The sequence below is a fragment of the Blastococcus sp. SYSU DS0541 genome, assembly GCF_054050875.1.
In genome coordinates, this window is record NZ_JBJHAD010000001.1 from 257,246 (window position 1) to 269,712 (window position 12,467).

Annotated in this window: 11 protein-coding genes; 3 read left to right on the forward strand and 8 right to left on the reverse strand. The window is 73.8% G+C overall.

Annotation, left to right across the window (positions count from 1 at the left end; all coding sequences use genetic code 11):
- Positions 1–58: 58 nt before the first annotated feature.
- The gene (gene sodN / locus ACI794_RS01210) at positions 59–463 is read right to left on the reverse strand and encodes a superoxide dismutase, Ni (protein WP_456579203.1); all 405 of its coding nucleotides are present in this window, start codon (positions 461–463) and stop codon (positions 59–61) included.
- 50 nt (positions 464–513) lie between these two features.
- On the opposite strand from sodN, the gene ACI794_RS01215 reads away from it, so the two are divergent.
- Together ACI794_RS01215 and ACI794_RS01220 are read left to right on the forward strand one after the other, a co-directional pair.
- Positions 514–894, forward strand: a complete 381-nt coding sequence (locus tag ACI794_RS01215; protein ID WP_456602111.1) for a S26 family signal peptidase — start codon at positions 514–516, stop codon at positions 892–894.
- A gap of 122 nt (positions 895–1,016) precedes the next feature.
- A complete protein-coding gene (locus ACI794_RS01220) occupies positions 1,017–2,213 on the forward strand; it encodes an NAD(P)-dependent malic enzyme (protein ID WP_456602112.1) in 1,197 nt (398 codons plus the stop codon).
- Here ACI794_RS01220 and ACI794_RS01225 read toward each other — a convergent pair.
- Genes ACI794_RS01225 through ACI794_RS01235 form a run of 3 tightly spaced genes read right to left on the reverse strand, consistent with a single transcriptional unit; the run spans position 2,203 to position 6,190 of the window.
- Positions 2,203–3,642 carry a pyridoxal phosphate-dependent decarboxylase family protein gene (locus tag ACI794_RS01225; RefSeq protein WP_456615509.1) on the reverse strand — a complete coding sequence of 480 codons (1,440 nt, stop codon included), beginning with the start codon at positions 3,640–3,642 and terminating at the stop codon, positions 2,203–2,205. The genes ACI794_RS01220 and ACI794_RS01225 overlap by 11 nt on opposite strands.
- The gene (locus ACI794_RS01230; protein WP_456602114.1) at positions 3,639–4,982 is read right to left on the reverse strand and encodes an MFS transporter; all 1,344 of its coding nucleotides are present in this window, start codon (positions 4,980–4,982) and stop codon (positions 3,639–3,641) included. Before ACI794_RS01230 ends, ACI794_RS01225 begins: the two co-directional genes overlap by 4 nt.
- Positions 4,983–5,002: 20 nt before the next feature.
- On the reverse strand, positions 5,003–6,190 hold the full coding sequence (locus tag ACI794_RS01235; protein WP_456615510.1) for an RtcB family protein: 1,188 nt from the start codon (positions 6,188–6,190) through the stop codon (positions 5,003–5,005).
- Between the two features lie 75 nt (positions 6,191–6,265).
- Here ACI794_RS01235 and ACI794_RS01240 point away from each other — a divergent pair, with 75 nt between their 5' ends.
- Complete coding sequence (locus ACI794_RS01240) at positions 6,266–6,550, forward strand: hypothetical protein (RefSeq protein ID WP_456579197.1); 285 nt, start codon at positions 6,266–6,268, stop codon at positions 6,548–6,550.
- Between the two features lie 9 nt (positions 6,551–6,559).
- On the opposite strand, the gene ACI794_RS01245 is transcribed toward ACI794_RS01240, so the two are convergent.
- The 4 genes from ACI794_RS01245 to ACI794_RS01260 form a co-directional block, all read right to left on the reverse strand.
- Positions 6,560–7,273, reverse strand: a complete 714-nt coding sequence (locus ACI794_RS01245; RefSeq protein ID WP_456615511.1) for a metal-dependent hydrolase — start codon at positions 7,271–7,273, stop codon at positions 6,560–6,562.
- A gap of 149 nt (positions 7,274–7,422) precedes the next feature.
- Entirely contained in the window at positions 7,423–7,611 is a 189-nt protein-coding gene (locus ACI794_RS01250; protein ID WP_456602117.1) for a DUF6104 family protein, read from the reverse strand.
- A 77-nt stretch (positions 7,612–7,688) separates the two neighbouring features.
- Positions 7,689–11,492, reverse strand: a complete 3,804-nt coding sequence (locus ACI794_RS01255) for a multifunctional oxoglutarate decarboxylase/oxoglutarate dehydrogenase thiamine pyrophosphate-binding subunit/dihydrolipoyllysine-residue succinyltransferase subunit (RefSeq protein ID WP_456615512.1) — start codon at positions 11,490–11,492, stop codon at positions 7,689–7,691.
- Positions 11,493–11,633: 141 nt separating this feature from the next.
- On the reverse strand, positions 11,634–12,443 hold the full coding sequence (locus tag ACI794_RS01260) for an ankyrin repeat domain-containing protein (protein WP_456602119.1): 810 nt from the start codon (positions 12,441–12,443) through the stop codon (positions 11,634–11,636).
- Positions 12,444–12,467: the final 24 nt, after the last annotated feature.

Genomic DNA, 12,467 nt, shown 5'->3' on the forward strand with positions numbered 1-12,467 from the left:
GACGACGGACGGCGCCGGCCGACGGGTGTCGACCGGCGCCGTCCGAGGCGGTGGGGGGTCAGGCAGCGGCCTTGGTCTCCCAGAAGATCTTGTCGATCTCGGCGATGTAGTCGAGCAGCTTCTGACCCTCGGCGGGGTCCATGCTGCCCTTGCCGCCGGCCGCGCCCGCCTGCTTGGTGGCCTTGTTGAACAGCTCGTGCAGGTGCGGGTACTTCTCGAAGTGCGGGGGCTTGAAGTAGTCGGTCCACAGCACCCACAGGTGGTGCTTGACCAGGTCGGCGCGGGCTTCCTTGATCAGGACGCACCGCTGGCGGAAGACCGGGTCCTCGTTGCCCTGGTACTTCTCCTGGATGGCCTTGACCGACTCGGCCTCGATCCGGGCCTGGGCCGGGTCGTACACGCCGCAGGGGAGGTCGCAGTGCGCGGTGGCCTCCACGGCGGAGAACATGCGGAACAGACGCATGGGGGTGCCTCCGGTGTCGTGGGGTGGTGTCGTCTGCGACCCTACTCGCGGTGATCGACGGCGACAGTTCGGGAGAGATCGCAGCTCCGCTGCCCAGCGCCTGGGTCCTGGTGCGGGTCAGCGGCCCCTCGATGTCGCCCACCCTCCGCGACGGCGACCGGCTGCTGGCCCGGCGGGTGCCGCCGGGCGGGCACGTCCGTCCGGGTGACGTCGTCCTCGCGCGCTTCCCCGCCCGCCCGGAGCTGCTGACGGTCAAGCGGGCCCGGCGGGCGGTCGACGGCGGGCACTGGGTCGAGGGCGACAACCCGTTCCTGACCGACGACAGCCGCGCCTTCGGGGCCGCCGTCGTCGTGGGCCGGGTGCTGGGGCGGCTGTGGCCGCGCCCCGGCCGGCTGGCCCTTCCCCCGGACCTCGGCTCAGGCCCCGCGTAGCTGCGCGTACCGCTCCACGTGGGCAGCAGCGCGGGACCTGTCGTGGACGGCGAGCCAGCGGATCGCCACGTGCGCACCGCAGCGGCCGACCGCGGTGGGGCCGGGTTTACGCTGCTGTGCCCATGAGCGGAAATGCGGCCACCGGGGACCACGTCGGCACCGACCGGTTCGCCTCCGACCCGGCGTTCGCGGTGCACGAGGGCGGCAAGCTCTCGATGTCCTCGACCCGCTCGATCGGCTCCACCGCCGACCTCGCCCTCACGTACACCCCGGGGGTCGCCCGGGTGTCGAGCGCGATCGCCGCCGAGCCGGAGCTCGCCCGGCGGTTCACCTGGGCGCCCCGCGTCGTCGCCGTCGTCTCCGACGGCACCGCCGTGCTCGGCCTGGGCGACATCGGTCCGGTCGCCTCGCTCCCGGTCATGGAGGGCAAGGCCTGCCTCTTCAGCGAGTTCGCCGGGCTCTCCTCGGTGCCGATCGTCCTCTCCACCACCGACGTCGACGAGATCGTCGAGACGGTGGCGGCGATCGCGCCGTCGTTCGGGGGGATCAACCTCGAGGACATCAGCGCGCCGCGCTGCTTCGAGATCGAGGCGCGGCTGCGCGAGCGCCTCGACATCCCTGTCATGCACGACGACCAGCACGGGACGGCGATCGTCGTCCTCGCCGCGCTGCGCAACGCCGCGACGGTGGTCGGCCGCGAGCTGGGGGACCTGCGGGTGGTCGTCTCCGGCGCGGGCGCCGCCGGCGTCGCCTGCACCAAGATCCTGCTCGAGGCGGGCGTCGGGGAGATCGCCGTCGCCGACTCCCGGGGGGTCCTGCACACCGGTCGGGAGGGGCTGACCGGTACCAAGCGCTGGCTGGCGGAGAACACCAACGCCTCGGGCTTCGCCGGCTCGATGGTGTCGGCGCTGCGCGGGGCCGACGTCTACCTGGGGGTCTCCGGGGGATCGGTGCCCGAGGCGGCGATCGCGTCGATGGCCGAGGACTGCATCGTCTTCTCGCTCGCCAACCCGACGCCCGAGGTGGACCCGGAGATGGCGGCGAGATACGCCGCGGTCGTCGCCACCGGCCGCAGCGACCTGCCCAACCAGATCAACAACGTGCTGGCGTTCCCCGGCGTCTTCCGCGGCGCCATCGACGCCGGCGCGAGGCGCATCACCGAGGAGATGAAGCTGGCCGCGGCGACCGCGATCGCCGGCGTCGTCGGTGACGAGGTGCGGGCCGACTACATCGTGCCCAGCCCCCTGGACCGCCGCGTCGCGACCGCCGTCGCCGAGGCCGTGGCCGCCTGCGCGAGGGAGCAGGGCGTCACCCGCTGAGCGTGGGCCGGTAGACCCGGCCCAGCACGCCGGCGAGCAGCCGCTCGGCGACCGGCCGGGGGAGCGCGGCGACGAGGGCGTGCACCGGCGCCATGCGCGCGGGCAGCGATCCGCCGGAGACCCCCGCCAGCTCCAGCAGCGCCTCGACCTCGGCGACCGTCAGCGCCGCCGGGTCGATCGTGGCCGCCGCGGCCACCAGCCCGGGGTCGGGCACCGGTGGGGGCAGCGCGGCGGCGGCGCGCGCGGCGTCGCGGAGGTCGGCGAGCAGGGCCTCCACCCGGTCGGCGGCGGCCGCCGTCACGGTGAGGTGCAGGGTGGCGGGCAGGTCGCCGCCGTCCTGGGCGAAGGGCGGCTGCGGCTGCAGCAGCCAGCCGCGCGCCGTCATCTCGTCGGCGAGGTGGAGGACGTCCACGCCGTCGGGGCCGTCCGTGGCCAGGGCGACCAGCGTCGCGACCGGCCGGCCGACCACCCGGAGACCGTCGACCGCGGCGGCACCGTCGGCGAGCCGCAGCGCGGCCTCCCGCGCCCGGCGGGCCAGCTCCCGGTACCCGTCGGTGCCCAGCCAGCGGTGCACCGCCCAGGCGGCCGCCATCGCCCCCGCGGGACGGGTGCCGGCCAGCGTCGGGTTCACCACCGGGTATCCCGGCCAGCCGGCGGTGCTGAACCAGTGCGCGTGCCGCAGCTCCGGGGTGGCGGTGAGCAGCACCGAGACGCCCTTGGGCGCGTAGCCGTACTTGTGCAGGTCGACCGACAGCGACGTCACCCCCGGCACGGAGAGGTCGAAGGGCTCGGGGACGTCGTCGAGGTAGGGGAGCACCCACCCGCCGATGCAGGCGTCCACGTGGCAGGGGACACCGGCCGCGGCCGCGAGCCCCGCGATCCGGCCCACCGGGTCGAGCACCCCGTGCGGGTAGGAGGGCGCGCTGACGACCACCAGGACCGTCCGCTCGTCCAGCTGCCGCTCCACCGCCGACGGCTCCGCCCGGCAGGTCTCCGGATCGACGGGGAGGTCCACGACCTCGACGCCGAACAGGTGCGCGGCCTTGCGGAAGGCCGCGTGCGCGGTGACCGGCAGGAGGAGCCGCGGCCGCCCCGAACCGCCGCGGGCGCGCCACTGCTCGCGGGCGGCGAGGACGGCGAGCGCGCAGCTCTCGGTGCCGCCGCTGGTCAGCGTCCCCACCGCGTCCGGACCGCCGCCGAGCAGCGCGAGCGCGGCGCCGACGAGGTCGTTCTCGATGCGGGCCACGCTGGGGAAGGCGGTGGGGTCGAGGGCGTTGGTCCACTGGAACGCCGCCTGCGCGGCGGCGGCGAGCTCGTCGACCTCGGCGCGGCCGGAGTCGTAGACGTAGGCCATGGTGGCGCCGCCGTGGGTGGGCACGTCCCCGGCCTGCAGCGCGGCGAGCTCGGCGAGCACCTCGGTCGGGTTCACGCGGGGACCTCCTGGGTCGGGACGGCGTCGAGCCGGTAGCGGGCGAGCACGGGGACGCTGGCCAGGACGAGCAGTGCAGGCACGACGGTGAAGCCGAGCCGGACGGCGAGGACGGCGCCGCTGGACTGCGCGACGACCTGGTCCCCGGTGGAGGAGACGTAGCCGGCGACCGCGAGCAGCCCCCCGAGCAGGCCGGGGCCGACGGCCAGGCCGAGGGTCTCGGCCGCGGTCCAGACGCCGGTGAACACCCCCGCCCGGCGCTCGCCGGAGGACGCCTCGTCGACGGCGATGACGTCGGGGAGCATCGCCAGCGGGAACATCTGCATCCCCGCGTAGCCGATGCCGACCAGCACCACCAGTGCGACCGCCGCGTCCGTGCCGCCCTCGGGGACGACGGCGAGCGCGGCCGCGGCGCAGGCGAACAGCAGCGACGCGGCCAGCAGCGCGGTGCGCTTGCCGACCCGGCGGCCGACCCGCAGCCACACCGGCATGACCAGGATCGCCGGGCCCACCAGCGCGGCGAACAGCAGCGTCCCGGCGGCGGGGTCGCCCAGCACCTGCTCGGAGAAGTAGGGGACGCCGGCCAGCATGACCCCGATGCCCAGCGCCTGGACGACGAAGCCGGTGAGCAGCACCCGGAACGGTCGCGCCCGCCACGCCAGCCGGAGCGTGGCGAGCAGCCGGCCCTCGCTGCGCACCCGGGTCAGCGTCGGCGCGTTGCTGGTGCCGACGACGGCGCCGAGCATCCCGAGGGCGAGCAGGACCGCGACGAACACCGCCATGGCCAGGTAGCCGCCGCGGCCGTCGCCGAAGGCGTCGACGACGGCGGGCGCGCCCGCGCCGGCCAGCAGGATGCCGAGCGCGAGCGCCGCGACGCGCCAGGACATCAGCGTCGACCGCTCGTCGGGGTCATCGGTGATCTCGGCCGGCTGGGCCACGTAGGGCACCTGGAAGCAGCCGTAGGCGGTGGCGGCGAGCAGGAAGGTGACCGCCACCCACGCCGCTGCCGCCGCCGGCGGGGCGCCGGGCCCGGCGAAGACGAGCACGAAGAGCGGGGGCAGGGCGACCCCGCCGGCCAGCATCCACGGTCGGCGGGGCCCCCAGCGACTGCTCGTCCGGTCCGAGCGGCTGCCGATCCAGGGGTTGAGCAGCACGTCCCACGCCTTGGGTGCGAAGACCACGAGGCCGGCGATCCCGGCGGCCACGCCGAGCACGTCGGTCAGGTAGTACAGGAGCAGCAGCCCGGGCACGGTGCCGAACGCGGCCGTCGCGATCGAGCCCGTGGCGTAGCCCAGGTGGGTGCCCCGGGAGAGCCGGGACCTCGATGAGACGGCGGTCACAAGATCAGGACCGTAGCGGTTCAGTCGCCCTTCACGTTCACCAGCTGGCGCAGCGTGTGCCGAACCTCGACCAGGTCGGCGGCGTCGGCCATGACGACGTCCACGTCCTTGTAGGCGGCGGGGATCTCGTCGAGGAACGCGTCGCTGTGCCGCCACTCGATGCCGCGCATCGACTCCTCGAGCTGGGCGCGGGTGAAGGTCCGGCGGGCCTTGCTCCGCGAGTAGACCCGGCCGGCGCCGTGCGGCGAGCTGTTCAGCGACTGCGGGTTGCCGAGGCCGGTGACGACGTAGCTCGCCGTCCCCATCGACCCGGGGATCAGCCCGGCCTGCCCCCTCCTGGCCTCGATCGCGCCCTTCCGGGACACCCACAGCTCTTCGCCGACGTGCCGCTCGTGCTGGCTGAAGTTGTGGTGGGCGTTGATCCGTTCGAGCTCGGGGGTGGCGTCGGCGCGCATGTGCCGGGCCAGGGCGTCGGCGACCCGGTCCATCATCTCCTCGCGGTTGAGGAGCGCGAAGTGCTGGGCCCACCGGAGCTCGGCGATGTACCGGTCGAACTCCGGGGTGCCCTCGTCCAGCCAGGCGAGGTCGCGGTCGGGTAGGTCGAGACCGTCGCGCCGCGCCCGCTCCTGGGCGATCGCGATGTGCTTCTGGGCGATCTTGTTGCCCACCCCGCGGCTGCCCGAGTGCAGGAAGAGCCACACCTGGTCGCGCTCGTCGGCGGTCACCTCGATGAAGTGGTTGCCGGATCCCAGGCTGCCCAGCTGCAGTGCCCAGTTCGGCGCCGTCGTCGTCACCGAGTGCAGCACGCGGTCGCCGAGCTCCTCGGCCGTCGCCTCGAGCTCGGCGACCCGGCGGCGGGCGGTCGCGGTCAGCTTCTTGTTGTACCGGCCGGCCGACAGCGGGACGGCCCGCTCGATGTCGCCGCGCAGCGGTGCCAGGGGGCCGCGCGCCCGCACCTCGTCCACCGACCACGGCGTGCGGACGGCGATCATGCCGCAGCCGATGTCGACGCCCACCGCGGCCGGGATGATCGCGGCCCGCGTCGGGAGCACGGAGCCCACGGTGGCCCCCTTGCCCAGGTGCGCGTCGGGCATCAGCGCCACGTGCGGGTGCACGATGTCGAGGGAGGCGGTGCGCTCGGCCTGCCGGCGGGTCTCGTCGTCGAGGATGCTGGCCCAGTTCAGCAGCTTCTCCGCAAGTCTCTCCACCCCTGGATTCTGCGGGGACCGGTGACCTCCGGCGACCTGTTTGCCGCACCCCCGGTCCGCGGGTACCTGCTCCCCATGGCGAGCGTTGCGGCGACGGGTCAGTGGGTCGACCCCGACGACGGCATCCGGTACCCCGCCGGGGAGGTCCACGCCTGGGAGCGCGGGCGCAACGAGACCGTGTGCGGGCTGGCGCTCAGCCGGTCGAGGCTCGCCCGCTTCCCGCACGTCGGTTGGCCGGACGTGCAGCCGGAGTCCGGCCGGCACGCCGAGGAGGTGCAGTCGGTGTGCCGCCGCTGCCGGGCCGGTCAGGGCGCCCGGCGCGACGACCGCGGCTGGACGCGGACCAACCCGCGCCCGTGAGGGCGCGGCTCAGCCGGAGGTGAGCAGCCGGTCGACCACCGGGGCGAGCGCCGTGTGCAGCCCGGTGTTGCTGTACGAGAACACCACCGTGGCGACGACGAACAGCGGCACGAGGGCGACCTTCTCGATCGTGGCCCCGGTGCGGATGCGGGAGAGGGCCAGCCGCCTGCGCTTGACCAGCCACAGGAGCGGCACGGGCACCCCCGCGGTGGTGATCGCGTCGCCCAGCACGTGGGTCAGCACGCCCGCCGCGACGGCCCACGGCAGCCAGGCCGGCGGTGCCATGTGCCCGAGCAGCAGCCAGGCGCCGCCCCAGGAGAGCAGCAGGTTGCCCAGGATGGTCGTCTCGGTGCGGCCCGGGATGACGAAGTGCAGCGCCCGCAGCGCCAGCCCGATCCCCAGCGCCATCAGCAGCAGGCTCGACCAGTAGGCGCCGGCCGCGGCGAGGGCCAGCGCCCCGAACGCCAGCGGCGCGAGGACCGCGTCGTGCGTGCCCCAGCGGTGGCCGCCGGCGAGCGCGCCGATCGCCCCCGCCGGCACGTCGGTGACCGGACCCCACATGTCGGAGACGGTGGAGCTGCGGTGGTCGAGGTCCGGCAGCATCGCGAACCCGCCGACGGCGGCGATCCAGGCGCCCTGGGCGACGGGGCCCTGCACGGGTGCCCAGGGCAGGGTGGCGGCGCCGACGGCGAGTCCGGAGAGCGCGTGCGAGTGACCGAGCACCTACGGAGGGTGCCTGGCGAGAGGGGTGCAGCGGCGCAGGCTCGCGGAGGGGCGGGCGGAACCGGCCCGCTGCGACGGACTCGTGGGATCAGCGGGTGATGGCCACGAGTGCGTCGCGCTCGGCGCGCGAGCTCCCCGTCCGTCGTCCCTCAGTCGTCCAGGTCGTCGTCGTCCGTGCCCCCGCGGGCCAGCCACGTGGCCAGCCGCTCGACGGGGACCTCGAAGTCGGGGTGCTGGTCCACGAACGCCTGCATCTGGTCGGCCAGCCAGGCCAGGGTGACCTGCTCGGTGCCGCGCCGCTCGGCCAGCTCCTCCAGGCCCCGGTCGGTGAAGTACATGCCGGAGAACCTACGACGCCCGGCCCCCGTGGTGTTCGGGGGCCGGGCGCGGAAGGGGGACGCGAGCGTCCGCGGGGTCAGTCGGCGAAGGCCTCGGCGACCAGCTTGCGCTGCTCGACCTCGTGGACCTTGGCCGAGCCGACGGCGGGGCTGGCCGACGCGCGGCGGCTGACCCGCCGGAGCGTGCGGCCCTCGGGCAGCTCCTCGGGCAGGTTGACCGCCATGAACTGCCAGGCGCCCATGTTCGCCGGCTCCTCCTGCACCCAGACCACGTCCGTGGCCTCCGGGTAGCGCTCGAGCTCCGTCCGGATCTGCTCGGCCGGCAGCGGGTAGAGCTGCTCGACGCGGACGATCGCGGTGTCAGCGGTGCCCTCGTTCTCCCGCTGCGCCATCAGGTCGTAGGCGACCTTGCCGCTGCAGAGCAGCACCCGGCGCACCGCCGAGGCCTCCAGCGGCTCGCCACCCACCCCGGTGTCGGGGAGCACCGGCCGGAAGTTCTCCTCGGTGAAGTCCTCGACGGGGCTGACCGCAGCCTTCGCCCGCAGGAGCGACTTCGGCGTGAACACCACCAGCGGGCGGTGCACGTCGGAGAGCGCCTGGCGCCGCAGCAGGTGGAAGTAGTTGCCGGGGGTGGTGCAGTTGGCGACGGTCATGTTGTTCTCCGCCGACAGCTGCAGGAACCGCTCGATCCGACCGCTGGAGTGGTCCGGGCCCTGGCCCTCCATGCCGTGCGGCAGGAGCAGGACGACGCCGGAGCGCTGGCCCCACTTCGCCTCACCGGAGCTGATGAACTCGTCGATGACCATCTGCGCCCCGTCGACGAAGTCGCCGAACTGGGCCTCCCACAGCACGAGCGCCTTGGGGTTGGCCACGGAGTAGCCGTACTCGAAGCCGAGCGCGGCGTACTCGCTGAGCAGCGAGTCGTAGACGAAGAACTTCGCCTGCTCCTCGGTCAGGTTGGCCAGCGGCGTGTACTCGGCGCCGTTCTCCCGGTCGATGAGGACCGAGTGGCGCTGCACGAAGGTGCCGCGGCGGGAGTCCTGGCCGGCCAGCCGCACCGGCACCCCCTCCATGAGCAGCGACCCGAACGCCAGCAGCTCACCCATGGCCCAGTCGATGCCGCCCTCGCTGGCCATCGCGGCCCGCCGCTCGAGCATCTTCTGCAGCTTCGGGTGGGGCGTGAAGTCCGTCGGGAAGGAGACGTGCGCGTCGCCGATGGTCTTGAGGACCTCCTGCGTGATCGCCGTCTGCACCGTGGACTCCTGCGGCGTGCGCGGGTCCATGACCGGCTCGGGCTTCGAGGAGTCCTGCGCGTCGTGGGTCTCGGCGAAGGCGCGCTCGAGCTGGCCGCGGTAGTCCTTGAGGGCCTCCTCGGCCTCCTCGAGCGTGATGTCGCCGCGACCCACCAGCGCCTCGGTGTACAGCTTCCGCACCGAGCGCTTGCGGTCGATGATGTCGTACATCTGCGGCTGGGTCATCGAGGGGTCGTCGCCCTCGTTGTGGCCGCGGCGGCGGTAGCAGACGAGGTCGATGACGACGTCCTTCTTGAACGTCTGCCGGTACTCGACCGCCAGCCGGGCCACCCGGACGCAGGCCTCCGGGTCGTCGCCGTTGACGTGGAAGATCGGCGCGTTGACCATCCGCGCGACGTCGGTGGAGTACAGCGTCGAGCGCGCCGAACCGGGGCTGGTGGTGAAGCCGACCTGGTTGTTGATGACGACGTGCACGGTGCCGCCGGTGCGGTAGCCGCGCAGCTGGGAGAGGTTCAGCGTCTCCTGGACCACGCCCTGGCCGGCGAACGCCGAGTCCCCGTGCAGCAGGACGGGGAGGACGGTGAAGCCCTGCTCGCCCTTGTCGATCATGTCCTGCTTGGCGCGGACGATGCCCTCGAGGACGGGGTTGACCGTCTCCAGGTGGCTGGGGTTGCTGGCCAGGGAGACGGCGATCTCCGCGTCCTCGCGGAACGGGTTGCGGAACGTGCCCGTGGCCCCGAGGTGGTACTTCACGTCGCCGGAGCCCTGGACGGTGCCCGGGTCGATGTTGCCCTCGAACTCGCCGAAGATCTTGGCGTAGCTCTTGCCGAGCACGTTGGCCAGGACGTTGAGCCGGCCGCGGTGGGCCATGCCGATCGCGACCTCGTCCAGGCCGTGGTCCGTGCCGGCGATGAGCACCTCGTCGAGGATCGGGATGACCGACTCCCCGCCCTCGAGGCTGAACCGCTTCTGCCCGACGTACTTGGTCTGCAGGAAGGTCTCGAACGCCTCCGCGGCGTTGAGCCGGCCGAGCACGTGCTTCTGCTTCTCGCGGTCGGGTTGCGCGTGCTTGAGCTCGATCCGCTGCTGGAGCCACTCGCGCTCCTCGGGATCGGTGATGTGCATGTACTCCACGCCGACCGTGCGGCAGTAGGAGTTGCGCAGCACGCCGAGGATGTCCCGCAGCGGCATGAGGCGCTCACCGGCGAAGCCGCCGACCGGGAACTTCCGGTCGAGGTCCCACAGGGTCAGCCCGTGCTGGAGGATGTCCAGGTCGGGGTGGGTGCGGACCTTGAACTCGAGCGGGTCGGTGTCGGCCATGAGGTGGCCGTTGCGCCGGTAGGACTCGATGACCTCGATGACCCGGGCTTCCTTGTCGATCTGCCCCTCGCGCGTGACCCGCACGTCCGGCATCCAGCGCACCGGCTCGTAGGGGATCCGCAGCGAGCGGAAGACCTCGTCGTAGAAGCCGTCCTCGCCCAGCAGCAGCGAGTGCAGCTTGCGCAGGAAGTCGCCCGACTCCGCGCCCTGGATGATCCGGTGGTCGTAGGTGGAGGTGAGCGTGATGATCTTCGAGACGCCCATCTCGGTGAGCACCTCGGGGCTCATCCCCTGGAACTCGGCGGGGTACTCCATCGCGCCCACGCCGATGATCGCGCCCTGCCCGGCGGTCAGCCGCGGCACCGAGTGGTTGGTGCCGATGGTGCCGGGGTTGGTCAGGCTGATCGTGGTGCCGGAGAAGTCCTCCATCGTCAGCTTGTTGTTCCGGGCGCGGCGGATGATGTCCTCGTAGGCGGCCCAGAAGCCGGCGAAGTCCAGCTCCTCGGCGCCCTTGATGGAGGCCACGACCAGCGACCGCGAGCCGTCGGGCTTGGGCAGGTCGATCGCCAGCCCGAAGTTGACGTGCTCGGGCGCCACCAGCACCGGCTTGCCGTCGATCTCGGCGAAGGCGCTGTTCATGTTGGGGAACGAGTCCAGCGCCCGGACCAGCGCGTAGCCGATCAGGTGCGTGAAGGAGATCTTGCCGCCACGCGCGCGGGCCAGGTGGTTGTTGATGACGATCCGGTTGTCGACCAGCAGCTTGGCCGGCACCGCCCGCACGCTCGTCGCCGTGGGCACGGTCAGCGAGGCGTTCATGTTCTTGACCACCGCCGCGGCGGCGCCCCGCAGCGGGGACTGCTTGCCCTCGCCCGCCGGCGGCTTGGGTGCGGGGGGAGCGGCCTTGGCGGCGGCAGGAGCGGCCTTGGCGGCGGGGGGAGCGGCCTTGGCGGCGGCAGGGGCGGCGGGCTGGTCGGTCTTCTGCACGGGCGGGCTCCCCGTCGGCTGGGACCCGGCGGCCGGGCGCTGGACGTCGGGCTTCTTGGCGGCGGGGGCCGCGGGCGCGGGGGAGGCCGGGGCCTCGGCGGGGGCCGCCTCCTTCGCGGCCGGCGCCGCGTTCCCCGACGGCGCGTGCTCCCGGTCGCCACCGGCCGGCGGACCGGGACGGTAGTCGGCGAAGAACTCGTGCCACGCCTGATCGACGCTGGACGGGTCGGCGAGGAACTGCTGGTACATCTCCTCGACCAGCCACTCGTTGGTGCCGAAACCGGCGACCGGGGACGAGTTGGACGACGGTCGGGATGAACTCACGCTTGACACGGGGTCGAGTGCCTTCTTCGTCTCGGGGCTGCGTCTGAGGGGCGCGTCGCTGGACCGGGTGTCGAGTCTACGCCCGTCCCCGGTCGCCGACCGGGTGCGGAGCCGGATCCGCGCGCCCGTCCCACGTCGGGGTCAGTGGGTGGCGCCGTGGGCGACCAGGAGATCGACCAGGGCGTCGTTGCCGCTGGCCTGGTCGTCGTCCTCCTGCCGGTGCCTGGCCGCCGCCACGCGGCTGATGTCGAGCGCGCTGGCACCGTCGTGCGTGGTGGCGTTGACGTCGGCCCCCGCGTCCAGCAGAGCCCGGACGATCTCCGGTGCGTCCCCCGTCGCGCCCGCCGCCACGGCGGTGTGCAGCGGGGTGCGCCCGGTGTCGGGATCCCGGCGGTCCACGTCGGCGCCGGCGTCCAGGAGCAGGCGGACCAGCTCCGCGCTGCCGCCGGCGGCCGCGGCGTGCAGCGCGCCCCCGTCGGCGTCGGCCCCGCGCGCCAGCAGCAGCCGCGCGGCGCCCGCGGCGCCCCCGTACGCGGCCCAGGCCAGCAGGTCGACCCCCGTGGCCGGGTCGGTCAGCGCCGCCCCGCCGTCCAGCTCCGCGGTGAGCCGGTCGACGTCGTCGAGGTAGGCGGCGCTGGGGGCGTCGACGACCGCCCCGAGCTCCACCAGCACCGGGACCAGATCGGGCGCGTGCTCCAGCGCCACGTGCAGCGGTGTGCGGTGCTGGTCCGTGCGCGCGGCGAGGTCCGCCCCGGCCGAGGCGAGGACGCGGACGACCTCGACCCGGTCGCAGGCGACCGCCAGGTGCAGGGGGGTCCAGCCGTCCTGGCCGTCCCGTTCGACGGAGCCCTCGAGCAGCTGGGGCGAGTCGGCGACCGCCGACCGGACGGCATCGGTCTCGCCGTCGGCGATCAGCCGGCCGAGTCGTTGGACGGTCATGCGAGTGGTCACGCGTTCTCCGTTCTGCGTTCGCGG

Excerpts from the sequence above, each read along its gene's own strand:
- sodN (WP_456579203.1), bottom strand. The coding sequence starts at position 463 with ATGCGTCTGTTCCGCATGTTCTCCGCCGTGGAGGCCACCGCGCACTGC.
- ACI794_RS01220 (WP_456602112.1), top strand. The coding sequence starts at position 1,017 with ATGAGCGGAAATGCGGCCACCGGGGACCACGTCGGCACCGACCGGTTC.
- ACI794_RS01240 (WP_456579197.1), top strand. The coding sequence starts at position 6,266 with ATGGCGAGCGTTGCGGCGACGGGTCAGTGGGTCGACCCCGACGACGGC.
- ACI794_RS01250 (WP_456602117.1), bottom strand. The coding sequence starts at position 7,611 with ATGTACTTCACCGACCGGGGCCTGGAGGAGCTGGCCGAGCGGCGCGGC.